The organism is Enterobacter sp. JBIWA008, assembly GCF_019968765.1.
Taxonomy (GTDB): Bacteria; Pseudomonadota; Gammaproteobacteria; order Enterobacterales; family Enterobacteriaceae; genus Enterobacter.
Map to the genome: position 1 here is coordinate 4687629 of NZ_CP074149.1, position 26124 is coordinate 4713752.

Annotated in this window: 26 protein-coding genes; 16 read left to right on the plus strand and 10 right to left on the minus strand. The window is 55.8% G+C overall.

What is annotated here, in order from left to right:
- Positions 1-2 precede the first annotated feature (2 nt).
- Positions 3-1163: a cystathionine gamma-synthase gene (metB, locus tag KGP24_RS22730; RefSeq protein WP_033146933.1), complete on the minus strand. Its 1161-nt coding sequence runs from the start codon at positions 1161-1163 to the stop codon at positions 3-5.
- 276 nt (positions 1164-1439) lie between these two features.
- Between metB and metJ the strand changes: the two genes are divergently transcribed.
- The gene (metJ, locus tag KGP24_RS22735) at positions 1440-1757 is read left to right on the plus strand and encodes a met regulon transcriptional regulator MetJ (RefSeq protein ID WP_015966498.1); all 318 of its coding nucleotides are present in this window, start codon (positions 1440-1442) and stop codon (positions 1755-1757) included.
- 48 nt (positions 1758-1805) lie between these two features.
- On the opposite strand, the gene rpmE is transcribed toward metJ, so the two are convergent.
- Positions 1806-2018, minus strand: a complete 213-nt coding sequence (rpmE, locus tag KGP24_RS22740; protein ID WP_003862040.1) for a 50S ribosomal protein L31 — start codon at positions 2016-2018, stop codon at positions 1806-1808.
- 200 nt (positions 2019-2218) lie between these two features.
- Between rpmE and priA the strand changes: the two genes are divergently transcribed.
- The 7 genes from priA (at position 2219) to rraA (ending at position 10187) form a co-directional block, all read left to right on the plus strand.
- Positions 2219-4414 (plus strand): primosomal protein N', encoded by a 2196-nt coding sequence (gene priA, locus KGP24_RS22745; RefSeq protein ID WP_223561866.1) that lies wholly within the window; start codon positions 2219-2221, stop codon positions 4412-4414.
- 119 nt (positions 4415-4533) lie between these two features.
- Positions 4534-5559: a DNA-binding transcriptional regulator CytR gene (cytR, locus tag KGP24_RS22750; RefSeq protein ID WP_023309683.1), complete on the plus strand. Its 1026-nt coding sequence runs from the start codon at positions 4534-4536 to the stop codon at positions 5557-5559.
- 93 nt (positions 5560-5652) lie between these two features.
- Positions 5653-6651, plus strand: coding sequence for a cell division protein FtsN (ftsN, locus tag KGP24_RS22755; protein WP_223561867.1), 999 nt, complete (start codon positions 5653-5655; stop codon positions 6649-6651).
- A 94-nt stretch (positions 6652-6745) separates the two neighbouring features.
- Complete coding sequence (gene hslV / locus KGP24_RS22760) at positions 6746-7276, plus strand: ATP-dependent protease subunit HslV (RefSeq protein ID WP_008501802.1); 531 nt, start codon at positions 6746-6748, stop codon at positions 7274-7276.
- 9 nt (positions 7277-7285) lie between these two features.
- Positions 7286-8620, plus strand: a complete 1335-nt coding sequence (hslU, locus tag KGP24_RS22765; RefSeq protein WP_010436948.1) for an HslU--HslV peptidase ATPase subunit — start codon at positions 7286-7288, stop codon at positions 8618-8620.
- A 68-nt stretch (positions 8621-8688) separates the two neighbouring features.
- Entirely contained in the window at positions 8689-9609 is a 921-nt protein-coding gene (gene menA, locus KGP24_RS22770) for a 1,4-dihydroxy-2-naphthoate polyprenyltransferase (RefSeq protein WP_223561868.1), read from the plus strand.
- Between the two features lie 92 nt (positions 9610-9701).
- A complete protein-coding gene (rraA, locus tag KGP24_RS22775) occupies positions 9702-10187 on the plus strand; it encodes a ribonuclease E activity regulator RraA (protein WP_223561869.1) in 486 nt (161 codons plus the stop codon).
- 569 nt (positions 10188-10756) lie between these two features.
- On the opposite strand, the gene zapB is transcribed toward rraA, so the two are convergent.
- A complete protein-coding gene (gene zapB / locus KGP24_RS22780) occupies positions 10757-10996 on the minus strand; it encodes a septal ring assembly protein ZapB (protein ID WP_010436935.1) in 240 nt (79 codons plus the stop codon).
- A 410-nt stretch (positions 10997-11406) separates the two neighbouring features.
- Between zapB and KGP24_RS22785 the strand changes: the two genes are divergently transcribed.
- From KGP24_RS22785 to fpr, 4 genes are all read left to right on the plus strand, one after another.
- A complete protein-coding gene (locus KGP24_RS22785; RefSeq protein ID WP_014885705.1) occupies positions 11407-12252 on the plus strand; it encodes an MIP/aquaporin family protein in 846 nt (281 codons plus the stop codon).
- A gap of 21 nt (positions 12253-12273) precedes the next feature.
- Positions 12274-13782 (plus strand): glycerol kinase GlpK, encoded by a 1509-nt coding sequence (glpK, locus tag KGP24_RS22790; protein ID WP_023333857.1) that lies wholly within the window; start codon positions 12274-12276, stop codon positions 13780-13782.
- Positions 13783-13905: 123 nt separating this feature from the next.
- On the plus strand, positions 13906-14916 hold the full coding sequence (gene glpX, locus KGP24_RS22795) for a class II fructose-bisphosphatase (RefSeq protein ID WP_223561870.1): 1011 nt from the start codon (positions 13906-13908) through the stop codon (positions 14914-14916).
- 96 nt (positions 14917-15012) lie between these two features.
- Positions 15013-15759 carry a ferredoxin--NADP(+) reductase gene (gene fpr / locus KGP24_RS22800; RefSeq protein ID WP_223561871.1) on the plus strand — a complete coding sequence of 249 codons (747 nt, stop codon included), beginning with the start codon at positions 15013-15015 and terminating at the stop codon, positions 15757-15759.
- Here fpr and KGP24_RS22805 read toward each other — a convergent pair whose 3' ends face one another.
- Positions 15760-16179 (minus strand): DUF805 domain-containing protein, encoded by a 420-nt coding sequence (locus KGP24_RS22805; RefSeq protein ID WP_008501811.1) that lies wholly within the window; start codon positions 16177-16179, stop codon positions 15760-15762.
- 112 nt (positions 16180-16291) lie between these two features.
- Between KGP24_RS22805 and KGP24_RS22810 the strand changes: the two genes are divergently transcribed.
- Together KGP24_RS22810 and tpiA are read left to right on the plus strand one after the other, a co-directional pair.
- Positions 16292-16888 carry a DUF1454 family protein gene (locus tag KGP24_RS22810; protein WP_223561872.1) on the plus strand — a complete coding sequence of 199 codons (597 nt, stop codon included), beginning with the start codon at positions 16292-16294 and terminating at the stop codon, positions 16886-16888.
- A gap of 111 nt (positions 16889-16999) precedes the next feature.
- A complete protein-coding gene (tpiA, locus tag KGP24_RS22815; protein WP_003862019.1) occupies positions 17000-17767 on the plus strand; it encodes a triose-phosphate isomerase in 768 nt (255 codons plus the stop codon).
- A 48-nt stretch (positions 17768-17815) separates the two neighbouring features.
- On the opposite strand, the gene KGP24_RS22820 is transcribed toward tpiA, so the two are convergent.
- From KGP24_RS22820 to cpxP, 6 genes are all read right to left on the minus strand, one after another.
- A complete protein-coding gene (locus tag KGP24_RS22820) occupies positions 17816-19120 on the minus strand; it encodes an SLC13 family permease (protein WP_223561873.1) in 1305 nt (434 codons plus the stop codon).
- A gap of 73 nt (positions 19121-19193) precedes the next feature.
- Positions 19194-19937 (minus strand): CDP-diacylglycerol diphosphatase, encoded by a 744-nt coding sequence (locus KGP24_RS22825; RefSeq protein ID WP_223561874.1) that lies wholly within the window; start codon positions 19935-19937, stop codon positions 19194-19196.
- A 107-nt stretch (positions 19938-20044) separates the two neighbouring features.
- The gene (locus tag KGP24_RS22830) at positions 20045-21034 is read right to left on the minus strand and encodes a sulfate ABC transporter substrate-binding protein (protein WP_223561875.1); all 990 of its coding nucleotides are present in this window, start codon (positions 21032-21034) and stop codon (positions 20045-20047) included.
- A gap of 134 nt (positions 21035-21168) precedes the next feature.
- Complete coding sequence (pfkA, locus tag KGP24_RS22835) at positions 21169-22131, minus strand: 6-phosphofructokinase (RefSeq protein WP_023309696.1); 963 nt, start codon at positions 22129-22131, stop codon at positions 21169-21171.
- A gap of 174 nt (positions 22132-22305) precedes the next feature.
- On the minus strand, positions 22306-23199 hold the full coding sequence (gene fieF / locus KGP24_RS22840) for a CDF family cation-efflux transporter FieF (RefSeq protein WP_223561876.1): 894 nt from the start codon (positions 23197-23199) through the stop codon (positions 22306-22308).
- A 152-nt stretch (positions 23200-23351) separates the two neighbouring features.
- A complete protein-coding gene (gene cpxP, locus KGP24_RS22845; RefSeq protein ID WP_223561877.1) occupies positions 23352-23858 on the minus strand; it encodes a cell-envelope stress modulator CpxP in 507 nt (168 codons plus the stop codon).
- Positions 23859-24008: 150 nt separating this feature from the next.
- On the opposite strand from cpxP, the gene cpxR reads away from it, so the two are divergent.
- Together cpxR and cpxA are read left to right on the plus strand one after the other, a co-directional pair.
- Positions 24009-24707: an envelope stress response regulator transcription factor CpxR gene (gene cpxR, locus KGP24_RS22850; protein WP_006179159.1), complete on the plus strand. Its 699-nt coding sequence runs from the start codon at positions 24009-24011 to the stop codon at positions 24705-24707.
- A complete protein-coding gene (cpxA, locus tag KGP24_RS22855) occupies positions 24704-26077 on the plus strand; it encodes an envelope stress sensor histidine kinase CpxA (protein ID WP_023309731.1) in 1374 nt (457 codons plus the stop codon). Before cpxR ends, cpxA begins: the two co-directional genes overlap by 4 nt.
- The last annotated feature ends 47 nt before the right edge of the window (positions 26078-26124 follow it).

A 26124-nucleotide genomic window follows, 5' to 3' on the forward strand; every position in this document is an offset into this window, starting at 1 on the left:
GATTACCCCTTGGCTGCGATCCGGAAGGCATTTTCCAGATCGGCAATTAAATCTTCAGAATCTTCAATACCGGTTGAGATACGCAGCAGCGTCTCGGAAATCCCGGCGGCGGCACGTGCTTCGGGTGCCATACCTGCGTGCGTCATGGTCGCGGCGTGGGAGATCAAGCTTTCAACCCCACCTAAGGATTCCGCCAGCGTAAACAATGACAGCCCGCTCAGGAAGCGACGCAGCGTTTGCTCGTCACCGTCCAGTTCAAAACTTAACATCGCGCCAAACCCTTTCTGCTGACGCGCGGCAATCTCGTGCCCCTGGTTTTCCGGCAGCGACGGGTGATAGAGCTTCTTCACCAGCGGTTGGGTTTTCAGGAAATCGACAATCGCCTGGGCATTGCGCTGCGCCACGTCCATGCGCGGCGATAGCGTGCGGATGCCGCGCAACAGCAGATAGCTGTCGAAGGCACCTGCGGTGACGCCAATATTATTAGCCCACCATGCCAGTTCGGTGACAACGTCGGGATCTTTAGCAATCACCACGCCCGCCACAACATCAGAATGGCCGTTCAGATATTTAGTGCATGAATGCAATACCAGATCGGCACCCAGTGCGAGTGGGTTCTGAAGGGCCGGACTGAGGAACGTATTATCCACTACACTTATCGCTCCCGCATCCCTTGCGAGCTGACAAATTTTCGCAATATCGACAACGCGCAACAATGGATTACTTGGACTTTCCACCAGAACCAGCTTTGGTTTCTCTGCCAGAGCCTGTTTCAGCGCCTGTTCGTCGTTTTGATCGACAAACAGCACGCGATAGCAGCCGCGTTTCGCCAGGCTGTCAAACAGGCGATAGCTGCCGCCGTAGCAGTCGTGCGGCGCGACCAGAAGATCGCCCGGTTTCAGGAACACCGTGGTCACCAGATGAATGGCGGACATCCCCGTATTGGTTAATACTGCACCTGCGCCACCTTCCAGCTCGGCCAGCGCGCGCTGGGTCACGTCACGCGTAGGGTTGCCACGACGCGAATAATCATGCGCGCGGGGTTCATTAAATCCGGTGAAGTTATAGGTACTGGAAAGATGAATCGGCGGGACAACGCAGCCGTACTGCTCGTCATCATTTAATCCGCTACGCACTGCAATAGTGGCCTGTTTACGCGTCATGGTGAGGGCTTCCTGGCGAATGAGGTGAAAAGTCAGGCACCAGAGTAAACATTGAAAGTATGGACGTCAATACATCTGGACATCTAAACTTCTTTGCGTATAGATTGAGCAATGCGCAAATAGCCGTTAAAATTATATGCTTTAGTGCACGCTGCAGCGGCAATATCCGTGCCACGGTATCGTCTCTACGGTAAACTAGGCAAGATTGCGGTTCAAAACGGGTGGTTACAGGTTTTGCACCTTTAGATAAATGACTGAGAGGATTAAAGGTATCTCATGGCTGAATGGAGCGGCGAATATATCAGCCCATACGCTGAGCACGGTAAGAAGAGTGAGCAAGTAAAGAAAATTACGGTTTCCATTCCTCTGAAGGTGTTGAAGATCCTCACCGATGAACGTACGCGTCGTCAGGTGAACAACCTGCGCCACGCGACCAACAGCGAACTGCTGTGCGAAGCGTTTCTGCATGCGTTTACCGGTCAACCGTTGCCGAACGATGAAGATCTGCGCAAAGAGCGCAGTGATGAAATCCCGGAAGAGGCGAAGGTGATCATGCGTGAACTGGGTATTGACCCGGAGACGTGGGAATACTGAGAAACGGATACAAAAAAGGCACCTTGCGGTGCCTTTTTTTCGGGAAACTTATTTAGCGCCCGGGATGCTGAAACGCTTGTTGAAGCGGTCAACACGGCCACCGGTTGCAACGTCACGCTGCTTACCAGTGTAGAACGGGTGGCATTTGCCGCACACGTCCAGGTTCAGATCGTGACCCACGGTAGAGCGGATCTGGATAGAGTTACCGCAAGAACAGTTTGCAGTAATCATTTCGTATTTCGGGTGAATATCTTTTTTCATGGGAGAACCTCAGTTAAGGCCGCGTCGCTCTTCCAGCCCTAACGCCAGACACCACGCGATGTTGATTGTAAGTTCTTTGGCGTAAAGTACACCAAAGGCGGCGAATCATACAGAATTTGACCAACGTATGCAAACTGATCCGCACGCCGCTTTTACTAATGTGTATACTAACGCGCCACTTTTCAAGTCAGGAAGATTCGATGCCCGTCGCTCACGTTGCCCTGCCCGTTCCGCTTCCCCGTACCTTTGACTATCTGCTGCCCGACAGCATGAGCGCCAAAGCGGGCTGCCGCGTGACCGTGCCGTTTGGCAAACAACAGCGCGTGGGGATCGTTGTCTCCGTCAGCGATAAAAGCGAATTGCCGCTTAACGAACTGAAGTCGGTCGTTGAGGTGCTGGACAGCGAGCCGGTTTACTCCACCAGCACCTGGCGACTGCTGCTGTGGGCGGCGGATTATTACCATCACCCGATTGGCGACGTTCTGTTCCACGCCCTGCCTATCATGCTGCGCCAGGGCAAGAGCGCCAGCCATGCGCCAATGTGGTACTGGTTTGCTACCGAGCAGGGTCAGGCGGTGGACATCAACAGCCTGAAGCGATCGCAGAAACAGCAGCAGGCGCTGGCGGCGTTGCGTCAGGGAAAAATCTGGCGACATCAGGTCGACGAGCTTGAGGTCAGCGAAACAGCGCTACAGACCTTAAGAAAAAAAGGGCTAAGCGAACTGGCCAGCGAAGCACCCGCTCTTCACGACTGGCGGGAAAGTTTCTCCGTTTCAGGGGATCGCCTGCGTCTGAATACCGAACAGGCCACCGCCGTGGGCGCGATTCATAGCGCCTCCGATCATTTCTCTGCCTGGCTGCTGGCGGGGGTCACCGGTTCCGGCAAGACCGAAGTCTACCTGAGCGTGCTGGAAAACGTGCTCGCTCAGGGCAAACAGGCGCTGGTGATGGTGCCGGAAATTGGCCTGACGCCGCAAACCATCGCCCGATTCCGCGAACGCTTTAACGCGCCGGTTGAGGTGCTGCACTCCGGCCTGAACGACGGCGAACGCCTCAGCGCCTGGCTGAAAGCGAAAAATGGCGAAGCGGCGATTGTCATCGGCACCCGCTCGTCGCTGTTTACACCGTTTAAAAATCTCGGGGTTATCGTCATCGACGAAGAGCATGACAGCTCCTATAAACAGCAGGAAGGCTGGCGCTACCACGCCCGCGATCTGGCAGTTTATCGTGCCCATAGCGAACAAATTCCTATTATTCTCGGCTCCGCCACGCCAGCGCTCGAAACGCTGCACAACGTTCGCCAGCGTAAATACCACATGCTGCGCCTGACCCGTCGGGCGGGGAATGCCCGTCCGGCCATTCAGCACGTGCTGGATCTGAAAGGCCAGCAGGTTCAGGCGGGGCTAGCGCCCGCTCTTATCACCCGCATGCGCCAGCACCTGCAGGCGGGCAACCAGGTGATCCTGTTCCTTAACCGACGCGGTTTCGCGCCCGCGCTGCTGTGCCACGACTGCGGCTGGATTGCCGAGTGCCCGCGCTGCGACCATTACTACACCTTCCATCAGGCCCAGCGGCATTTGCGCTGCCACCACTGCGACAGCCAGCGCCCGGTGCCGCGCCAGTGCCCGTCGTGTGGTTCCACGCATATCGTGCCGGTGGGGCTGGGAACGGAACAGCTGGAACAGGCGCTTGGCCCTTTCTTCCCGGACGTGCCGATTTCGCGTATCGACCGGGACACCACCAGCCGCAAGGGCGCGCTGGAACAGCAGCTGGCGGAAGTGCATCGCGGTGGCGCACGCATCCTGATTGGCACCCAGATGCTGGCCAAAGGGCACCACTTCCCGGACGTGACGCTGGTCGCCCTGCTGGACGTAGACGGCGCGCTGTTCTCGGCAGATTTCCGCTCAGCCGAGCGCTTCGCCCAGCTTTATACCCAGGTGGCAGGGCGCGCCGGCCGCGCCGGTAAACAGGGTGAAGTGGTGTTGCAAACGCACCATCCTGAGCACCCGCTGCTGCAAACCCTGCTGCATAAAGGCTATGACGCCTTTGCCGAGCAGGCGCTGGCCGAGCGCCAAACCATGCAGCTGCCGCCGTGGACCAGCCACGTCATCATCCGCGCGGAAGACCATAACAACCAGCAGGCGCCGCTTTTCCTGCAGCAGCTGAGAAACCTCCTGCAGGCCAGCCCGCTGGTGGATAATCAGCTGTGGATTCTGGGCCCGGTACCGGCTCTCGCACCAAAGCGCGGCGGACGTTTCCGCTGGCAAATCTTACTTCAGCACCCTTCGCGGGTTCGCCTGCAGCATATCGTCAGCGGCACGCTGGCGCTCATCAACACGCTGCCGGAAGCGCGGAAAGTGAAGTGGGTACTGGACGTCGATCCCATAGAAGGCTGAAGACGGATCGAAAAATTTAACGCTCCTCACACTTTTTATGAAAATTCTGTAACCGATTCCATTAACTATCTGTAAAAATGGTGATGTCAGAAGTTCGGTGTTCAGGCGAGGAGAAGACGTTGAAGTCCAGGAAAGAGGTTGCACCGGCGACCATGAAAGACGTTGCCCAGAAAGCACAAGTCTCTACGGCAACGGTATCCCGCGCATTAATGAACCCGGATAAAGTCTCCCAGGCGACCCGTAACCGGGTGGAGCAGGCTGCGCTTGAAGTGGGATATTTTCCACAGGCGATGGGGCGTAACGTCAAACGCAACGAGTCGCGTACCATTCTGGTAATTGTGCCGGACATCTGCGACCCCTTCTTCAGCGAGATTATCCGCGGTATTGAAGTCACCGCGGCGGAACAGGGGTACCTGGTGCTCATTGGCGACTGCGCCCATCAGAACCAGCAGGAAAAGACCTTCATCGATCTCATTATCACCAAGCAGATCGACGGCATGCTGCTGCTTGGCTCTCGCCTGCCGTTTGATGCCAGCATCGAAGAGCAGCGCAATCTACCGCCGATGGTCATGGCCAACGAGTTTGCGCCGGAGCTTGAGCTGCCGACGGTCCATATCGATAACCTTACCGCCGCGTTCAACGCCGTAAACTATCTTCAGGAGCTGGGGCACAAGCGCATTGGCTGTATTGCCGGGCCGGAAGAGATGCCGCTGTGTCACTACCGTTTGCAGGGCTACGTTCAGGCGCTGCGCCGTACCGGCGTCACCGTCGATCCGCACTACATTGCGCGCGGTGATTTTACCTTCGCAGCCGGTGGACAGGCGCTGGAGAAACTTCTGGACCTGCCTGAGCCGCCAACCGCCGTATTTTGTCACAGCGACGTGATGGCGCTGGGCGCATTATCGTACGCCAAACGCCGCGGCCTGCGGATACCGAAAGATTTATCGATCATCGGTTTCGACAATATTTCGCTTTCAGAATTTTGCGATCCGCCGCTGTCAACGGTCGCTCAGCCACGCTATCAAATCGGCCGCGAAGCGATGCTGCTTCTGCTGGATCAGCTTCACGGTCAAACAGTTAGCAGCGGCTCGCGGCTGCTGGACTGCGAACTGATCGTTCGCGGCACTACCCAGGCATTGACTTAAAGTAAACGTCTTTCGGATACCCTTATCTGGTCAAAGCCCCGCCGCTTAAGTAACATGGCGGACTGACGAACGAATAAATACAGCGAAACGATAGTGGCACAACGAGATTATGTACGTCGCGGCCAGCCGGCACCTTCGCGACGCAAAAAGAGTAGCTCAAGGAAAAAGCAACGTAACCTGCCTGCTGTATCGCCAGCAATGGTCGCTATTGCTGCGGCTGTAGTCGTCGCCTTTATTGGTGGCCTGTACTTTATCACGCACCATAAAAAAGAAGAATCTGAGGCACTGCAGGCCAGTAAAGTTGCCGGAAATGGTCTTCCTCCGAAGCCTGAAGAGCGCTGGCGCTATATCAAAGAGCTGGAAAGCCGTCAGCCTGGAGTGCGTGCGCCAACCGAACCTTCTGCGGGTGGTGAAGTGCAGAATGCGAATCAGCTGACGGATGAACAGCGTCAGCTACTGGCCCAAATGCAGGCCGATATGCGCCAGCAGCCTACGCAGCTGAACGAAGTTCCCTGGAATGAGCAGACGCCAGCACAACGCCAGCAAACGCTGCAGCGACGTCAGGCGCAACAGCAGATCCAGCAGCAACAGCAACAGCAGCAGTGGGCACAAACCCAGCCGGTGCAGCAGCCGAAAGCACAGCCGCGGGTAACGGAGCAGCCATACCAGCAGCAGACGCGTACGGTGCAGTCTCAGCCTGTCCAGCAGCAGCCGAAAGCTCAGCCGCAGAAACAGGCGGCTCAGCCGTATCAGGATCTGCTCCAGACGCCAGCGCATACCACCGCGCAGCAGCCGAAAACCCAGCAGGCCGCGCCGGTGACCAAAGAGACCGAAGCACCTAAGCAGACGGCGGAGAAAAAAGACGAACGCCGCTGGATGGTGCAGTGCGGTTCATTCAAAGGTGCCGAGCAGGCGGAAACGGTGCGCGCGCAGCTGGCCTTTGAAGGGTTCGATTCGCGTATTACCACCAATAACGGCTGGAATCGCGTGGTGATTGGTCCGGTCAAAGGCAAAGAAAATGCCGATGGCACCATTTCGCGGTTGAAAATCGCTGGTCACACAAACTGCATTCGACTCGCCTCCGGGGGTTGAAACCCCCAAAATCCCCCCCATCTATCATTTAATTCAGCCCTGAGCACAGGCTCAGGGCTTCTGTTTCCCGATTCTGTAACCAGGGGGTCTGCTCGTGACAACAATAGTAAGTGTACGCCGTAACGGCCATGTGGTAATCGCCGGTGATGGCCAGGCCACGCTGGGTAATACCGTCATGAAAGGCAACGTGAAGAAAGTGCGCCGTCTCTACAACGACAAAGTGATCGCCGGTTTTGCAGGCGGCACGGCGGATGCCTTCACGCTGTTTGAACTGTTTGAACGCAAACTGGAAATGCACCAGGGTCATCTGGTGAAAGCTGCCGTTGAGCTGGCAAAAGACTGGCGTACCGACCGCATGCTGCGCAAGCTTGAAGCACTGCTCGCCGTGGCCGATGAAACCGCCTCGCTGATCATCACCGGTAACGGTGACGTGATTCAGCCGGAAAATGACCTGATTGCCATCGGCTCTGGCGGCCCTTATGCCCAGGCTGCAGCCCGCGCGCTGTTGGAAAACACCGACATGAACGCGCGTGATATCGCGGTGAAAGCGTTGGATATTGCAGGTGATATCTGCATCTATACCAACCACAACCACACCATCGAAGAATTGACCTCCAAAGCGTAAGGATCTCCCATGTCTGAAATGACCCCACGCGAAATTGTCAGCGAACTGAACAAACACATTATCGGCCAGGATAACGCCAAGCGTTCCGTGGCTATCGCTCTGCGTAACCGCTGGCGTCGTATGCAGCTTGACGAAGAGCTGCGCCACGAAGTAACGCCGAAAAACATTCTGATGATCGGCCCGACCGGCGTCGGTAAAACCGAAATCGCCCGTCGTCTGGCGAAGCTGGCTAACGCGCCGTTCATCAAAGTTGAAGCCACCAAGTTCACCGAAGTGGGCTATGTGGGTAAAGAAGTGGACTCCATCATTCGCGATCTGACCGACTCGGCGATCAAGATGGTGCGCGTCCAGGCGATCGAGAAAAACCGCTATCGCGCTGAAGAGATGGCCGAAGAGCGCATTCTCGACGTTCTAATCCCACCGGCAAAAAACAACTGGGGCCAGGCAGAACAGCAGGCGGAGCCGTCCGCTGCGCGCCAGGCATTTCGCAAGAAGCTCCGTGAAGGCCAGCTGGATGACAAAGAGATTGAGATCGATCTCGCTGCCGCGCCGATGGGTGTGGAAATCATGGCGCCTCCAGGCATGGAAGAGATGACCAGCCAGCTACAGTCGATGTTCCAGAACCTGGGCGGACAAAAGCAGAAAGCGCGTAAGCTGAAAATCAAAGACGCGATGAAGCTGCTGATTGAAGAAGAAGCGGCGAAGCTGGTTAACCCGGAAGAGCTGAAGCAGGACGCTATCGACGCGGTTGAGCAGCACGGCATCGTGTTTATCGACGAAATCGACAAAATTTGTAAGCGCGGCGGCAACAGCTCCGGCCCGGATGTTTCCCGTGAAGGCGTTCAGCGCGACCTGCTGCCGCTGGTTGAAGGCTGCACCGTCTCCACCAAGCACGGCATGGTGAAAACGGACCACATCCTGTTTATCGCTTCAGGGGCGTTCCAGGTTGCCAGCCCGTCGGATCTGATCCCCGAACTGCAGGGGCGTCTGCCCATCCGCGTTGAGCTGCAGGCGCTGACCACCGAAGATTTCGAACGTATCCTGACCGAACCAAACGCCTCTGCTACCGTACAGTACAAAGCGCTGATGGCGACCGAAGGCGTGAACCTCGAGTTCACCGAAGACGGTATTAAACGTATCGCTCAGGCCGCATGGCAGGTGAACGAAACCACCGAGAACATCGGTGCGCGTCGTCTGCACACCGTGCTGGAACGCCTGGTGGAAGATATCTCTTATGATGCGAGTGACCTGAACGGTCAAACCATTACCATTGACGCAGAATATGTGAGTAAACATCTGGATGCGTTAGTGGCAGATGAAGATCTGAGCCGTTTTATCCTATAATCGCGGTTACTGGATTCTCATCACGTTTAATGGGGGCTAATGCCCCCATTTTTATTGGCTATATACCTATGACTGACATCAGCCGTACTCAGGCGTGGCTCGAAAGTCTGCGCCCTAAAACACTTCCTCTGGCCTTTGCCGCGATTATCGTCGGCACCGCCCTTGCCTGGTGGCAGGGTTATTTTGATCCGCTGGTCGCCGCGCTGGCTTTGATTACCGCTGGCCTGCTGCAAATCCTCTCCAATCTCGCCAACGACTACGGCGACGCGGTAAAAGGCAGCGACAAGCCGGACCGCATAGGGCCACTGCGCGGAATGCAGAAAGGGGTGATTACCCAGGCGCAGATGAAACGCGCGCTGATTATCACCGTAGTGCTGATCTGTCTATCCGGCCTGGCGCTGGTGACCGTGGCGTCTAAGACCCCGAGCGATTTTATTGGCTTCCTGGTGCTGGGTTTATTGGCCATTATCGCGGCCATCACCTACACCGTCGGCACGCGTCCTTACGGTTATATTGGGCTCGGGGATATCTCCGTACTGGTGTTCTTCGGCTGGCTGAGCGTGATGGGAAGCTGGTACCTGCAGGCGCATACGGTGATTCCTGCCCTGTTCCTCCCTGCGACCGCCTGCGGTCTGCTGGCGACGGCGGTGCTCAACATCAACAACCTGCGCGACATCGACAGCGATCGCGAGAACGGCAAAAACACCCTGGCGGTTCGTCTTGGGCCGGTGAATGCGCGCCGCTATCATGCCAGCCTGCTCATTGGTGCGCTGGTTTGCCTGGCGCTGTTTAACCTGATTTCCTTACAGAGCTTGTGGGGCTGGCTGTTTGTGCTTGCCGCGCCGCTGCTGATTAAGCAGGCCCGCTTTGTGATGCGTGAACTCAGCCCTTCCGCCATGCCGCCAATGCTGGAACGTACGGTAAAAGGCGCGTTGCTGACTAACCTGTTGTTCGTCATCGGGATTGTTTTAAGCCAGACGCTGCGTTAGCTGACAAATATCAATTAACAATTGATGATTTTGCCAACAACGCATTTCGCGCGATATACTGAACACATTCGCAGCAACTGAGCGTTAAACCTATGAAATACGATACCTCCGAGCTTTGTGACATCTACCAGGAAGATGTCAACGTCGTTGAACCGCTGTTCTCCAACTTTGGTGGGAGGTCGTCGTTTGGCGGTCAAATCGTCACGGTGAAATGTTTCGAGGACAACGGGTTGCTGTACGATCTGCTCGAACAGAATGGCCGCGGCCGTGTTCTTGTGGTCGACGGCGGTGGTTCCGTGCGCCGTGCATTAATTGATGCTGAACTGGCAGGCATTGCCGTCCAGAATGAGTGGGAAGGCATTGTGGTGTACGGTTCCGTGCGTCAGGTCGACGATCTTGAAGACCTGGATATCGGGATTCAGGCCATCGCGGCCATACCGGTAGGAGCGACAGGTGACGGCATTGGCGAAAGCGACGTGCGCGTTAACTTCGGCGGCGTGACCTTCTTCTCCGGGGATCATCTCTACGCCGATAATACCGGCATTATCCTTTCCGAAGATCCGCTGGATATTGAATAGTTAAAGAGTCAGCGAGAACCATAAAAAAACCGCCAACAGCAATGTGGCGGTTTTTTTTGTCCCTCGGGATTCGCGGTCCGTTGGGGAGTCTTACAGACTAACACCAAGGAACTTCATCATACTCTCGTCTACACCTTGGGCAACCCCTCAGAACCTTTATAAAATCCTAATTGCCCATGAAAACCTTAACGCCACGGTTGATGCTCTTTATGATACAGCGTCCCTTTCCTCCATCTCGCAAATGGGCATCGGTCCAGGGAAAGGTGTATTCACTACCGTAAAGCAGGCTAACACCAGGGCTTGTGTCCACCGACTTATCACCGGTGGTGAACGGTGGAGCGGTTAGCTGCAGGGACCGCATAATGAAACGCTATTTATGTATCGCGTTCATTGTCGCCAGCGTACTCGTGGTAAAGAGTGATGAACCCAATGTGTTCGTTGCTTATGCTATGACAGCGCAGGACAAGTAGCGTTAAGGCCGCCTTTGGCGGCCTTTTTTATTACTGGCATAAAAAAAGCCGGGTGGCGGCTTCGCCTTACCCGGCCTACTGAGTTCATCCCAATGGGAATTAAACCTCTTCCATACGTCCAAGCAGCGCCTGCAGGCGATCCTGCCAGCCGTTCTGCTGTTCGCGCAGCTGGTTGTTTTCGCGCTCCAGTTCTTCGCGGCCGTGCTGAGCGTTCTGAACTTCCTGCGCCAGGCTGTTGTTTTTCTCTTTCAGCTCTTCAATTTCCATCTGCAGCAGGGTGATGGTGTCAATCGCCTGCTGTACTTTCGATTCCAGTTTCTCAAACACTTCTAAAGACATGATGCTACCTCTCCTGAATTGCAAGGCGACGCTTTAACATAAACGCGCACGACATATACCGTCGATTGTATGGAGCGCGGGGCTCTGTGTCCAGCGACACACCGCGCAGATCGCGGTTTGCAACACTTTTAGGTCTGGTCCTGGTGTGTTCGCGTCATATACCCCTAAATTGTTAACTGATTCGTTAATGAAATGATTCAGCTCACATTCCTGTACCGATCCTGTACTGCTGCAAAAATGTGCTTTATGGCGCGAAAACGCTCATTTTATTGACGCAGACCACACATTTTGATTTCGATATTTCTCGTTTTTGCTCGTTAACGATAAATTAACACTATGTCTACAGGGCATCGTGGCTGTCACGGGCGGCCATGCTAACAATAAACATCAATTTCTTCAGGATTCCGATTATGAGTCAGACATCAACCTTAAAAGGCCAGTGCATTGCCGAGTTCCTTGGTACCGGGTTGTTGATATTCTTCGGAGTGGGCTGTGTCGCTGCACTGAAAGTGGCGGGTGCCAGTTTTGGTCAGTGGGAAATCAGTATCATCTGGGGTCTGGGCGTGGCGATGGCCATCTACCTGACCGCAGGGGTTTCTGGTGCACATCTTAACCCGGCGGTGACAATCGCGCTTTGGCTGTTCGCGTGCTTTGACGGACGCAAAGTTGTTCCTTTTATTCTTTCTCAGTTTGCCGGCGCGTTTTGCGCAGCGGCGTTAGTTTACGGGCTTTATTACAATCTTTTCATCGACTTCGAACAGACGCATCATATGGTACGCGGCAGCGTCGAGAGTCTGGATCTGGCAGGCATCTTCTCAACCTATCCAAACCCACATATCAATTTTGTGCAGGCGTTCGCAGTTGAAATGGTGATTACCGCTATTCTGATGGGCGTTATCCTGGCGCTGACCGACGACGGAAACGGCATTCCGCGTGGCCCGCTGGCACCCCTGCTGATTGGTTTGCTGATTGCGGTGATTGGCGCATCCATGGGCCCGCTGACCGGCTTCGCGATGAACCCGGCACGTGATATCGGGCCAAAAGCGTTCGCCTTTATCGCAGGCTGGGGCGACGTCGCCTTCACCGGTGGCAAAGACATTCCTTACTTCCTGGTACCGCTGTTTGCGCCGGTTGTCGGGGCTGCGCTGGGTGCGTTTAGCTACCGCAAATTAATTGGTCGCCACTTACCGTGCGACACCTGTGTGGAAGAGGAGAAGGAAACGACTTCTACCGCACAACAAAAAGCTTCGCTGTAATCTGACTACGGGACACATACCATGACCGAAAAAAAATATATCGTTGCGCTCGACCAGGGCACTACCAGCTCCCGCGCTGTCGTAATGGATCATGACGCGAACATCGTCAGCGTGTCACAGCGCGAATTTGAGCAAATTTATCCTCGTCCAGGCTGGGTAGAACATGACCCGATGGAGATTTGGGCGTCCCAGAGCTCCACGCTGGTCGAAGTGCTGGCGAAAGCCGATATCAGTTCCGACGAGATTGCCGCGATTGGTATCACCAACCAGCGTGAAACTACCGTGGTCTGGGAACGCGAGACCGGTAAACCCATTTACAACGCTATCGTCTGGCAGTGCCGCCGTACATCCGAGATCTGCGAACAGCTGAAGCGCGACGGTATGGAAGAGTACGTGCGCAGCGCCACCGGTCTGGTGGTTGACCCATATTTCTCCGGCACCAAAGTGAAATGGATCCTCGACCACGTGGAAGGTTCACGCGAGCGTGCTAAACGCGGCGAGCTGCTGTTCGGTACCGTCGATACCTGGCTTATCTGGAAAATGACCCAGGGACGCGTTCACGTCACCGACTACACCAACGCCTCACGTACCATGCTGTTCAACATCAACACCCTGGAGTGGGATGACAAGATGCTGGACGCGCTGGACATTCCGCGCGCGATGCTGCCTGAAGTGCGTAAGTCTTCAGAAGTGTACGGCCAGACCAACATCGGCGGTAAAGGCGGCACCCGTATTCCTATCGCCGGTATCGCCGGTGACCAGCAGGCGGCGCTGTTCGGCCAGCTGTGCGTCAAGGAAGGGATGGCGAAGAACACCTACGGCACCGGCTGCTTTATGCTGATGAACACCGGCGAGAAGGCGGTGAAATCAGAAAACGGCCTGCTGACCACCATCGCCTGCGGCCCGCGCGGCGAAGTGAACTATGCGCTGGAAGGTGCGGTGTTCATGGCGGGTGCATCCATTCAGTGGCTGCGCGACGAGATGAAGCTGATCAGCGATGCGTTCGACTCCGAGTACTTCGCGACCAAAGTGAAAGACACCAACGGCGTGTACGTGGTGCCTGCGTTCACCGGTCTGGGCGCACCGTACTGGGACCCGTATGCCCGCGGCGCGATTTTCGGCCTGACGCGCGGTGTGAACTCTAACCACATTATTCGCGCTACTCTAGAATCCATCGCCTACCAGACTCGCGACGTGCTGGAAGCGATGCAGGCTGACTCCGGTATTCGTCTGCACGCCCTGCGCGTGGACGGCGGTGCGGTAGCGAATAACTTCCTGATGCAGTTCCAGTCCGACATTCTCGGCACCCGCGTTGAGCGCCCTGAAGTCCGTGAAGTGACGGCGCTGGGCGCGGCGTACCTTGCCGGTCTGGCTGTAGGCTTCTGGCAGAACCTGGACGAGCTGCAGGAAAAAGCGGTTATCGAACGCGAATTCCGCCCTGGCATCGAAACCACCGAGCGTAACTTCCGCTACAGCGGCTGGAAAAAAGCGGTAAAACGCGCCCTGGCGTGGGAAGAGCACGACGAGTAATCCTATATATCCTCTCCCCTGGGGAGAGGGTTAGGGTGAGGGGCTCTGACCGCACCGGACCCCTCACCCCTCTCCACTCTGTGATAAACTTCGTGCAATTCCTTTTGATTGCACGAGTACCTCATGAAACGTGAACTTGCTATCGAGTTTTCCCGCGTCACCGAAGCGGCCGCCCTCGCAGGCTATAAATGGCTGGGTCGTGGCGACAAAAATACCGCAGACGGCGCAGCCGTCCATGCCATGCGCATTGTGCTTAACCAGGTCAACATTGACGGCACCATCGTGATCGGCGAAGGCGAGATCGACGAAGCGCCGATGCTCTATATCGGTGAAAAAGTTGGTACCGGCAAAGGCGATGCCGTGGATATCGCCGTCGACCCGATCGAAGGCACCCGCATGACGGCGATGGGTCAGGCCAATGCGTTAGCGGTGCTGGCCGTGGGCGATAAAGGCTGCTTCCTCAACGCGCCGGATATGTACATGGAAAAGCTGATTGTCGGTCCAGGCGCGAAAGGCGCAATCGACCTTAGCCTGCCGCTGGAAGAGAACCTGCATAACATCGCCAAAGCCCTGGGCAAACCCCTTAGCGAACTCACCGTGACTATTCTGGCGAAACCGCGCCACGACGCCATCATCGCGCAGATGCAAAAGCTCGGCGTGCGCGTGTTCGCTATTCCTGACGGTGACGTTGCCGCCTCGATCCTGACCTGCATGCCGGACAGCGAAGTGGACGTGCTGTACGGCATCGGAGGCGCGCCGGAAGGTGTGGTCTCCGCGGCAGTCATCCGCGCGCTGGATGGCGATATGCAGGCCCGTCTGCTGCCCCGCCATGAGGTGAAAGGCGACAGCGAAGAGAACCGCCGCATTGGGGAAAACGAGCTGGCACGCTGCGAAGCAATGGGCATCGAGGCGAATAAAGTGCTGGCTCTGGATGAGATGGCGCGTAGCGATAACGTTGTCTTCTCGGCGACCGGCATCACCAAAGGCGATCTGCTGGACGGTATCACCCGCAAGGGCAATATGGCCACCACCGAAACGCTGCTGATCCGCGGTAAATCACGCACCATTCGCCGCATTCAGTCTATCCACTATCTCGATCGCAAAGACCCGGACGTGCAGACGCACATTCTGTAAAACCGTTTGATCGATTGAGCTTTCCGGCCCTAACGGGCTGGAAATTTCGCCGCTAAGTACGGAAGATAGAACAGAGAAACAGCACAGGAGAAGATCATGGCGGACTGGGTAACAGGTAAAGTCACAAAGGTACAGTTCTGGACCGATGCGCTATTTAGTCTCACCCTGCATGCTCCCGTTCACCCGTTTAAAGCCGGGCAATTTGCGAAGCTGGGGCTGGATGTCGACGGCGAGCGCGTGCAGCGCGCCTATTCTTACGTAAACGCACCTGATAACCCGGACCTCGAGTTCTATCTGGTCACCGTTCCTGACGGTAAGCTCAGCCCGCGCCTTGCCGCCCTTAAGCCCGGCGACGACGTGCAGATTGTGAGTGAAGCGGCAGGCTTCTTTGTGCTCGAAGAGATCCCTGACTGTGACACGCTCTGGATGCTGGCAACCGGTACGGCCATCGGCCCTTATCTCTCTATTTTGCAGTACGGCAAAGACCTGGAGCGTTTTAAAAACATCGTGCTGGTTCACGCCGCGCGCTACGCTGCAGACCTGAGCTATTTGCCTCAAATGCAGGCGCTGGAGCAGCAGTACGGCGGAAAGTTAAAGATTCAGACGGTTGTCAGTCGTGAAACCGTAGCAGGAACGCTTACCGGTCGCGTGCCCGCGTTAATTGAGAGTGGAGCCCTGGAAGACGCGGTGGGTTTGCCGCTGAACGCTGAAACCAGCCACGTCATGCTGTGCGGCAACCCGCAGATGGTGCGGGACACGCAGCAGCTTCTGAAGGATACCCGGCAGATGACTAAACATCTTCGCCGCCGGCCGGGCCATATGACCGCCGAACACTACTGGTGATCAGCGGTATTTCACCTCAACGGTATCTTTACCGTATTTGTTTTCGCTCTGGGTGCCAATAAACGCGCCCAGATCGACAACCATCATCACGAAGATGACCGACGGCAGCAGCCTGCCCACGACCCATGGCAGGATGGATGGAAGCATCGCCCAGTTCCCCGCCACCAGCATCCAAGCCAGAATAATCAGAAATGCCCATGCGCCGGAACGTCCGCGATCGTGCAGGCGCTTTACGACAACCGCCGCCGTTGGCCATAGCAGACAGACCAGCGCGAAGGCCGCCGTTTGCGTGCTCAGCCAGGCGTTGTAAGCAACGAAAAACAGAAGCAGCATGGCGACAACCCACGTCACCATCCAGATCCAGAAATCACGGCGTCCAATACGCCCTTTGAACGAAAACAGCCACTGCTGTATGGTCATGTAAGGTTCCTTATTATCGTATAGCGCGCATTTTACCCTGGAGTTGTGACCTTTTGACAAGCCGACCAGATATCGTTTTAATCATGAACACTTACGGCCAGGGGCAATGTTGATGAAAAGTTCGGCACGTTCTCTCTTCCTGTGTTTAGCGCTCCTCGGCGTGGGCTATCCCCTGCACGCCGCCGAAACCACTGCCCCGACCACAGCACCGTATCTGCTGGCGGGCGCCCCGTCGTTCGATCAGTCCATCAGCCAGTTTCGTGAAACCTTCAATCAGACCAACCCCACGCTCCCGCTGGATGAGTTTCGCGCCATTGATGGCTCACGCGATACCCCCACGCTGACCCGTGCGGCAAGCAAGATTAACGAGAATTTGTATGCCTCTACGGCGCTGGAGCGCGGTACGTTGAAAATCAAAAGTATGCAAATTACCTGGCTGCCGATACAGGGGCCAGAGCAAAAAGCCGCTAAGGCGAAAGCGCTGGAGTACATGAGCGCGGTATTGCAGGCCTTTACCCCTGCGCTGACGAAAAAGCAAAGTCAGCAAAAGCTGCAAAAACTCCTTACCGCCGGGAAAAACAAGCGTTACTACGCCGATACCGAAGGCGCGATCCGCTATGTTGTGGCGGACAACGGCGAAAAAGGACTGACCTTCGCTGTTGAACCGATTAAGCTGGCACTATCTGACACCCTCGGCGGGGCGAATTAATGACAAAAAGCAAAGCCTTTCGAGGGAAAATCTCTATACTGATTCACAGACCATGCTGCCCGACAGGGCGGCCATATTCCTTAATTCGCTTATTTAGCGTGGAGAATTGAAATGCGACATCCTTTAGTGATGGGTAACTGGAAACTGAACGGCAGCCGCCACATGGTAAACGAACTGGTTGCGAACCTGCGTAAAGAGCTGGCTGGCGTGACCGGCTGCGCGGTTGCTATCGCTCCGCCGGATATGTACCTGGATCTGGCTAAACGTGCCGCTGACGGCAGCCACATCATTCTTGGCGCGCAGAACGTAGACGTTAACCTGTCTGGGGCATTCACCGGTGAAACTTCCGCTGAAATGCTGAAAGATATCGGCGCGAAATACATCATCATCGGCCACTCCGAGCGTCGCACCTATCACAAAGAATCCGATGAGTTCATCGCGAAGAAATTCGCCGTGCTGAAAGAGCAGGGTCTGATCCCGGTTCTGTGCATCGGTGAAACCGAAGCGGAAAACGAAGCGGGCAAAACCGAAGAAGTGTGCGCACGTCAGATCGACGCAGTGCTGAAAACCCAGGGCGCGGCAGCGTTCGAAGGCGCGGTTATCGCATACGAGCCAGTATGGGCGATCGGTACCGGCAAATCTGCAACCCCTGCGCAGGCTCAGGCGGTTCACAAATTCATCCGCGATCACATTGCTAAAGCCGACGCCAAAGTCGCTGAGCAAGTGATTATCCAGTACGGCGGTTCCGTTAACGCTTCCAACGCTGCTGAGCTGTTCACCCAGCCAGACATCGATGGCGCGCTGGTTGGCGGTGCATCCCTGAAAGCTGACGCATTCGCGGTTATCGTTAAAGCAGCAGAAGCGGCTAAACAGGCGTAATTGCCTTTGTGGCGGGTGGCGCTTGCGCTTACCCGCCCTACAAAAACCCTACAGCTTACCTAACACGCTAAACCATAGATAATCCAGCGGCAGCAGCACCAGATACGTCGCAATAGCCAGCGCCAGACAAAGCACCATCCCCGCCCTTGCAGGCACCTTTCCGAGCCCCATTGCCACCACAATCGGCGACGCCTGATACGGCAGCAGCGGCGTGGAATAGCCCAGCACCTGAATCATGATCACCGACAGCAGCGGGAAACCGGTCGCGTCCGAGAAGCTCTGCGCCAGCGTGGTGTAAAGCGCCGGCACGCCGTTGGCGGTCATAATGAAGTTGAGCGCTGTGGTAATACCGGTCAGCGCCAGGAAACTGGTGAACGGTCTGTCTGCATCCAGCGGCATAATGCGAAGCAGTACCTCGCCCACAGCCGTTCCAATTCCGGTTTGCGTCACCACGATTGCCAGACCGAGAATACCCGCGACGTAAATGCAGGTACGCATGTTCACGCCCGCTGAAAATTCGTCCCCGGTTATAAAGCCAACGCGCGGCAACATGACGATGATCGACGCCGCCAGCCCCGTCCAAGCGGGCCCCACGCCGTGCCAGCTCTCCGTGACCCACATCCCCAGCACCACCGCCAGCAGCCAGGCGAGACGCTTTTCATCCCGCCCCATCGGCTCAGACGGCGCCTGTTCCTTCGGCGGTTTCGGGCTACCGGGAAATAGCCAGCAGATCAGGCCGATCAGGATCAGGCCTTTGAGAATGCCCAGCACCGGCGTATGCAGCAGCAGATACGGGACATAGTTCAGATGGATGCCGTACGAGCCTTCAGCCGCACCGCTCATTACCAGATTAGGGACGTTAGCAGGCAGGATCGTCGCCGAAAGCTGGAAAGTCCCGAACCCCACCGCCAACGCCAGTCCGAACCAGGCGCGGGAGCCGTCGGCGATACCGGCGCGTTTTGCCATCGCCGCGACAATCGGCATCAGCAGCGCAATACGTCCCATGTTCGACGGCATCACAAATGCCAGCGCATAGCTCAGCAGCACCACGCTCGCCACCATCAACACCCAGGAGTCGGTAAGCTTTGATGACAGCGCCCGGGCGGCCCTGTCCGCCAGTCCGGTTTTACGGATCGCCACGCCAAGCACAAAGCCGCTGAATACCAGCCAGAAAGCAGACGAGGCAAAACCGCCGAAGATGACCTCCGGCGGGGCGATTCTGGCGGTCATCGCCGCCGTGAAGAACAGCAGCGCGGTGATAAATTCCGGCAATAGCGACGTCGCCCACAGCACGATGGTGACGCCAACGATCAGTGAGGGCAGCAGCAGAGGATACGTTAACCAGAGCGACATACCTGTCTCCTGTAGAATTTTTCAGCAAGTCTACGGTGACAGGCAGCCCGAGTAAACGCGATTTATGGTGGGGTTACTTCAGGATAGTGCATTGATGATCCTGCAGTTCCTCCGCAGAGGCGCGGTTAAGCGTGAGCAGGTTACGCTCGGTCGCCAGCAACACAAACGAACCATCCGACTGCTGCGCCAACGCCAGCGCGAAACGCCCCATATGATCGCGCGCTTCCGGCAGTTCTTCCGCGAGCATCATGAACGGGCTGCGCTGGGCCAGTTCATTCTCCGTCACGCGGCGAGCAAGATACTCATGTCCCTCCAGCCCCCCAGGAAGAGGCAGCCACTGGGTGCTGATTTCTCCCTGCGCCGCGTTGAGCTTCTCGCGCACGTCCGGGCGCAGGCAGGAGATATGAATATGAAAATGGTTCTGCGTGCGCCCTGTCGGAGAGTTAATCGTCAGCGAAATGGCGCTATCAGGCACCTCGGATCCACGCTTCAGGGTCATAAAGCGGCGCGACTGCCACGCCAGCCAGAAAAAGTTCGGCGTATGAGCTTCAGTCAACAGCGGGCTCTCGGTACCGTTGATGCGATATGTCGGCATCAGCAGGTATTGCAGCGGCCCGTTGCGATCTTTAAATACCACATAGCCTGCATCCGTTTTCACCTGCGCACAGGGTGCCGGGTTACGGTTCTGGATCTGATTCGGGACGCACTGGTCGAGAACGATATGGCGCAACGCATTCGGATTACCTGCCTTCATCCAGTACACGCCGCCAGCGGCAAGGGCGATGACAATGAGGAGCAATAAGATAATTTTTTTCACAACGCGTTCCCTGTTTTCAATAGAGGCAAAAGAGTAACGCAAAATGATGACCAAATAAAAAACCCGGCGGATTTCTCACGCCGGGTCACCGTGTCACAGGCTAATGGTTAGCGCTGGCTAATCTGGTCGAAGGTACCGCCATTGGAGAAGTGCTCTTTCTGCGCTTTCGTCCAGCCGCCGAACTCGTCATCAATGGTGAAGAGTTTCAGCTTAGGGAATACGCTTTCGTATTTCTTCGCAACGGCCGGATCGCGTGGACGATAGAAGTTTTTCGCCGCAATTTCCTGACCTTCTGGCGAGTACAGATACTTCAGATAAGCTTCCGCCACCGCTTTGGTCCCTTTCTTATCAACGACCTTATCGACCACGGAAACGGTCGGCTCGGCGAGGATTGATTCACTCGGGGTCACGATCTCGAATTTGTCTTTACCCAGTTCGTTGGTCGCCAGCAGGGCTTCATTTTCCCAGGCAATCAGCACGTCACCAATCCCGCGCTCGACGAAGGTGTTAGTGGCGCCACGCGCGCCGGAGTCCAGCACCTCGACGTTTTTATACAGCGCTTTCACGAATTCCTGCGCTTTGGCCTGGTCGCCATTGTTGTGATGCAGCGCATAACCCCAGGCGCCCAGGTAGTTCCAGCGAGCGCCGCCAGAGCTTTTCGGGTTTGGGGTAATCACAGAAACGCCAGGTTTGATCAGGTCATTCCAGTCATGGATCTGTTTCGGATTGCCTTTACGTACCAGGAAAACAATGGTGGAAGTGTAAGGCGCGGAGTTATCCGGCAGGCGTTTGATCCAGTTTTTGTCGATACGGCCGCGTTCGGCGATCGCGTCGACGTCGTAGGCCAGCGCCAGGGTCACCACGTCGGCTTCAATACCGTTAATCACAGACGTCGCCTGCTTGCCGGAACCACCGTGAGACTGGCGAACCACCACGTTATCGCCGGTTTCCTGCTTCCAGTGTGCGGCAAACGCTTTGTTGTATTGCTCGTACAGTTCACGCGTCGGGTCGTATGACACGTTCAGTAACTGGATATCCTTAGCCAGAACGCTGGTCGATGCCAGCAATAATGTTAAACCCACGCCCCATTTATTCATCGCCCAGCTCTCTTGTGTAGTGTTTTGATGAATGCAGCGTGCCAGAAAGCGATTCGAGGATTAAAGAATAAAAAAAGATTGGCTATAACGTAGTGGAATAAAAGCCCTCTCCGCAACGGAGAGGGCTTGAGGGATCAGTACAGTTTTTTCGCGCAGTCCAGCCAGTCACCTTTGAACGGACGCTTCATGTTTTCAATCGCGTCGATGATGTCATGGTGAACCAGTTTTTCGTTCTGAATACCGACGCAGCGGCCGCCGTGACCCTGCAGCAGCAGATCGATAGCGTACGCGCCCATGCGGGAAGCCAGAATACGGTCGTAAGGGCCAGGGGAACCACCACGCTGGATGTGACCCAGTACGGTCGCGCGGGTTTCGCGCTTGGTTTCGGCTTCGATGTACTTCGCCAGCTCGTCAACGTCACAGATATGCTCGGTGATAGCCACGATCGCGTGTTTTTTACCTTTCGCGATGCCCGCTTTGATCTCAGCTACCAGATCTTCACGACTAAATTCGACTTCTGGCACGACGATAAATTCGCAACCGCCCGCAATGGCTGCCGCCAGCGTCAGATCGCCACAGTAACGGCCCATCACTTCAACGATAGAGATACGCTGGTGAGAAGACGAGGTATCACGCAGACGGTCAATCGCTTCAACAACGGTACCCAGTGCAGTAAAGAAGCCGATAGTGTAGTCAGTACCTTTGATGTCGTTGTCGATGGTGCCCGGCAAACCGATGCACGGGAAGCCCATTTCGGTCAGACGTTTTGCACCCATATAGGAGCCGTCACCACCAATAACCACCAGGGCATCCAGGCCGCGTTTCTTCATGTTTTCGATAGCCACTTCGCGCACGTGTTCATCACGGAATTCCGGGAAGCGCGCAGAACCGAGGAAAGTACCGCCACGGTTGATCATGTCAGACACGCTATAACGGTCGAGCTGAACCATACGATCTTCATACAGGCCCAGATAACCGTCATAAACGCCAAAAACTTCCAGGCCTTCCGTCAGCGCTGCACGGACAACACCACGAATTGCCGCGTTCATGCCCGGCGCATCACCGCCGCTTGTCAACACACCGATTTTCTTAATCATGACTACCTCTGAACTTAGGAATGCAAAATTGAAATCTGTTGCCGGAAGAAACTTATCGACCAACGAATACTGCAGATAGTATATCAATCCCTTCCAGCTGAATTGATTCAGGTCAGACCAAATGGCGGTAATTTATACACAAAATGCTGGCCTGGCTCACTTTTTTACAACGAATTACGAAAGCCCAACGTGACCGGGTACAACCGAGCAGGGATCCTGGTGAATGATGACGTCTGAACCAGGAAAACGCTGCAAAATCGCCTGCTCGACCTGGTCAGCAATAACGTGAGCCTGTACCAGTGGCAGGTTGTCTTCCATTTCAATATGAATCTGAATAAAGCGGGTCGGCCCTGACTGCCGCGTTCGAAGATCGTGTGCACCTCTGACGCCGGGCCAGGCGGTCACGATAGAAAAAATTTCATTACGTTCTGAGTCCGGGAGGGCGCGGTCAAGCAGTGATTGCACCGCTTCATACCCCATCCGCAGGGCGCTATATAAAATATAGATACCAATTCCTAACGCAAACAATGCATCTGCCCGATGCCAGCCATACCAGGCCAGACCGAGCGCAATAAGAATAGCCCCATTCATCATAACATCAGATTGATAATGAAGCATATCTGCCCGTACAGCCTGGCTTTGCGTTTTGCGCACGACCCAGCGCTGGAACGTTACCAGAACAAGTGTGCAAATAAGCGCAACGACCGTCACAACGACGCCCACGCCGGGATCGTTCATCGGGGTCGGCGAAACGAGATGCTGAATGCCGGTTAAAAACAGGAACAGCGCAGAGCCGGAAATAAACATACTTTGCGCCAGCGCGGCCAGCGACTCCGCCTTGCCGTGCCCAAATGTATGTTCTTCATCCGCAGGCTGCAGCGAGTAACGCACCACCAGCAGGTTAGTCAACGAGGCGGCAATATCCATCAGCGAGTCCACCAGCGCCGCCAGAATACTGACCGAGCCGGTATACCACCAGGCAAAGATTTTAATCAGTAACAGGCTGGAGGCCACGACGGTCGCCGCAATGGCGGCCCGGCTTACCAGTCTTCCATAGGATTGATTCATAAACGCTCCTGTCATGTCATGCCGCTATTATAACGGAAGCATGGGGAGCCTAAGGATGAATAAACGGTTAACAGGGCAAATGCGGGACAAAAAAAACCCCCACATCATGTGGGGGAAGACAGGGATGGTGTCTATGGCAAGGAAAACAGGGTTTACTGGTTACTACGGGTACTGCTATTGCTACTGAAAAACGTCGTTTCTGAGCTTCGCTGCATCCGTGCAACCTCTCGCAGCTGGTCCATTCGCTGCTGATGTCTGTCATTCAAAACCGCTTGCTGCTCGGGCGTTAGCAGATTGAACATCTGGTTGCGAACCTTCGCCATCTCTACCTGGCGGGCAACCTGTTCCTGTGCCATTTTTTCGGCCTGAGCGCGCACAGCGCTTTCGTCAAAATTTTCTGCGGTGACAAGGCGATGCATTGTCTCCATTTCGCTAACATTAACAGGGGGCTGGTCATGTCGTGCCCTCTGCATCAGATCTCGCATCTGTTGACGCTGATGTTCGGTTAAACTTATGCCGTCAAACATATGGCTTTGGCTGCTGTTCTGCGTTGCGCCCTCTTCTAAGGGACCGTTATCGCTGATGATAGCTACGGCAGCCTGGCTAAACGCACTGAACGCCAGCGTTGAGGCCATGACGGCAGCGGTAACTTTGCGCATCACTTGCTCCCAAAATCTTTCGTGTCGCGATTCAACGAGAGACAGTCTACGATTCAGGCTGCAAACATGCGTCAGGGGGTGTAAAACAACGTAAAGTCATGGATTAGACAGCCTTGATGTCGTAATTTCTGCCTCGGAGGTATTTAAACAATGAATAAAATCCTGTTAGTTGATGATGACCGAGAGCTCACATCCCTTTTAAAGGAGTTGCTCGACATGGAAGGTTTCAACGTCCTGGTTGCCCATGATGGCGAGCAGGCGCTGAGTCTCCTTGACGACAGCATCGATTTACTTTTGCTCGACGTGATGATGCCGAAGAAAAACGGCATTGATACGTTGAAAGAGCTTCGCCAGACGCACCAGACTCCCGTTATTATGCTGACCGCACGCGGCAGCGAACTTGACCGCGTACTCGGCCTTGAGCTGGGCGCGGATGACTATTTACCGAAGCCGTTTAACGACCGTGAACTGGTTGCCCGTATTCGCGCTATCCTGCGTCGTTCCCACTGGAGCGAACAGCAGCAAAATACCGACAACAGCTCACCCACCCTGGAAGTCGACTCCCTGAGCCTGAACCCGGGCCGTCAGGAAGCGAGCTTTGATGGCCAGACGCTGGAACTGACCGGCACGGAGTTCACCCTGCTGTATCTGCTGGCGCAGCACCTCGGCCAGGTGGTATCGCGTGAGCATTTAAGTCAGGAAGTGCTGGGCAAACGTCTGACACCGTTTGACCGCGCCATCGACATGCACATTTCTAACCTGCGCCGTAAGCTGCCTGAGCGTAAAGACGGTCACCCATGGTTTAAAACCCTGCGTGGTCGCGGTTATCTGATGGTTTCCGCTTCATGATAGGAAGCTTAACCGCCCGCATCTTCGCCATCTTCTGGCTGACGCTGGCACTGGTTTTAATGCTCGTTTTGATGTTGCCAAAACTCGACTCACGCCAGATGACGGAGCTTCTCGACAGCGAGCAACGTCAGGGCGTGATGATCGAGCAACATGTTGAAGCCGAGCTGGCAAACGATCCGCCAAACGATTTGATGTGGTGGCGCAGGCTGTTTCGCGCTATCGACAAGTGGGCGCCGCCCGGACAACGCCTGTTGCTGGTGACCAGCGAAGGCCGCGTCATTGGGGCCGATCGCAATGAAATGCAGATTATCCGCAACTTCATTGGCCAGGCGGATAACGCCGATCATCCCCAGAAGAAGAAATACGGCCGCGTAGAGATGGTGGGGCCTTTCTCCGTCAGAGACGGAGAGGATAATTATCAGCTCTACCTGATCCGTCCGGCGAGCAACTCCCAGTCTGATTTTATCAACCTGCTGTTTGACCGCCCTCTCCTGCTGCTGATTGTTACCATGCTGGTCAGCTCGCCGCTGCTGTTATGGCTGGCGTGGAGCCTGGCAAAACCGGCACGTAAGCTGAAGAATGCCGCCGATGAGGTGGCGCAGGGTAACCTGCGACAACACCCTGAACTGGAAGCCGGACCGCAGGAGTTCCTTGCCGCCGGGACCAGTTTTAACCAGATGGTGAGCGCTCTCGATCGCATGATGACCGCACAGCAACGTCTGCTGTCGGATATCTCGCACGAGCTGCGTACCCCGCTTACGCGCTTGCAGCTTGGCACCGCGCTGCTGCGCCGCCGCAGCGGTGAGAGCAAAGAGCTGGAGCGTATTGAAACGGAAGCTCACCGCCTGGACAGCATGATCAACGACCTGCTGGTCATGTCGCGTAATCAGCAGAAAAACGCGCTGGTCAGCGAAACGGTGAAAGCCAATCACCTGTGGCACGAGGTGCTGGACAACGCGGCGTTCGAAGCGGAACAGATGGGTAAATCATTCACCGTCAACTTCCCGCCGGGCCCGTGGCCGCTGTACGGTAACCCTAACACGCTCGAAAGCGCGCTGGAGAACATCGTGCGTAACGCCCTGCGCTACTCGCACACGAAGATTGAGGTGGCCTTCTCGGTGGATAAAGACGGGATCACCGTCATTGTCGATGACGACGGCCCAGGCGTCAGCCCGGAAGACCGCGAGCAGATTTTCCGTCCGTTCTATCGTACCGATGAGGCGCGCGACCGGGAATCGGGTGGTACTGGACTGGGTCTGGCGATTGTTGAAACCGCCATGCAGCAGCACCGTGGCTGGGTGAAAGCCGACGACAGCCCGCTGGGTGGACTACGGTTAACGCTGTGGCTACCGTTGTATAAGCGTTCGTAGCGGTTAGTGCCGGGTGGCGGCTTCGCCTTACCCGGCCTACTTTTTAC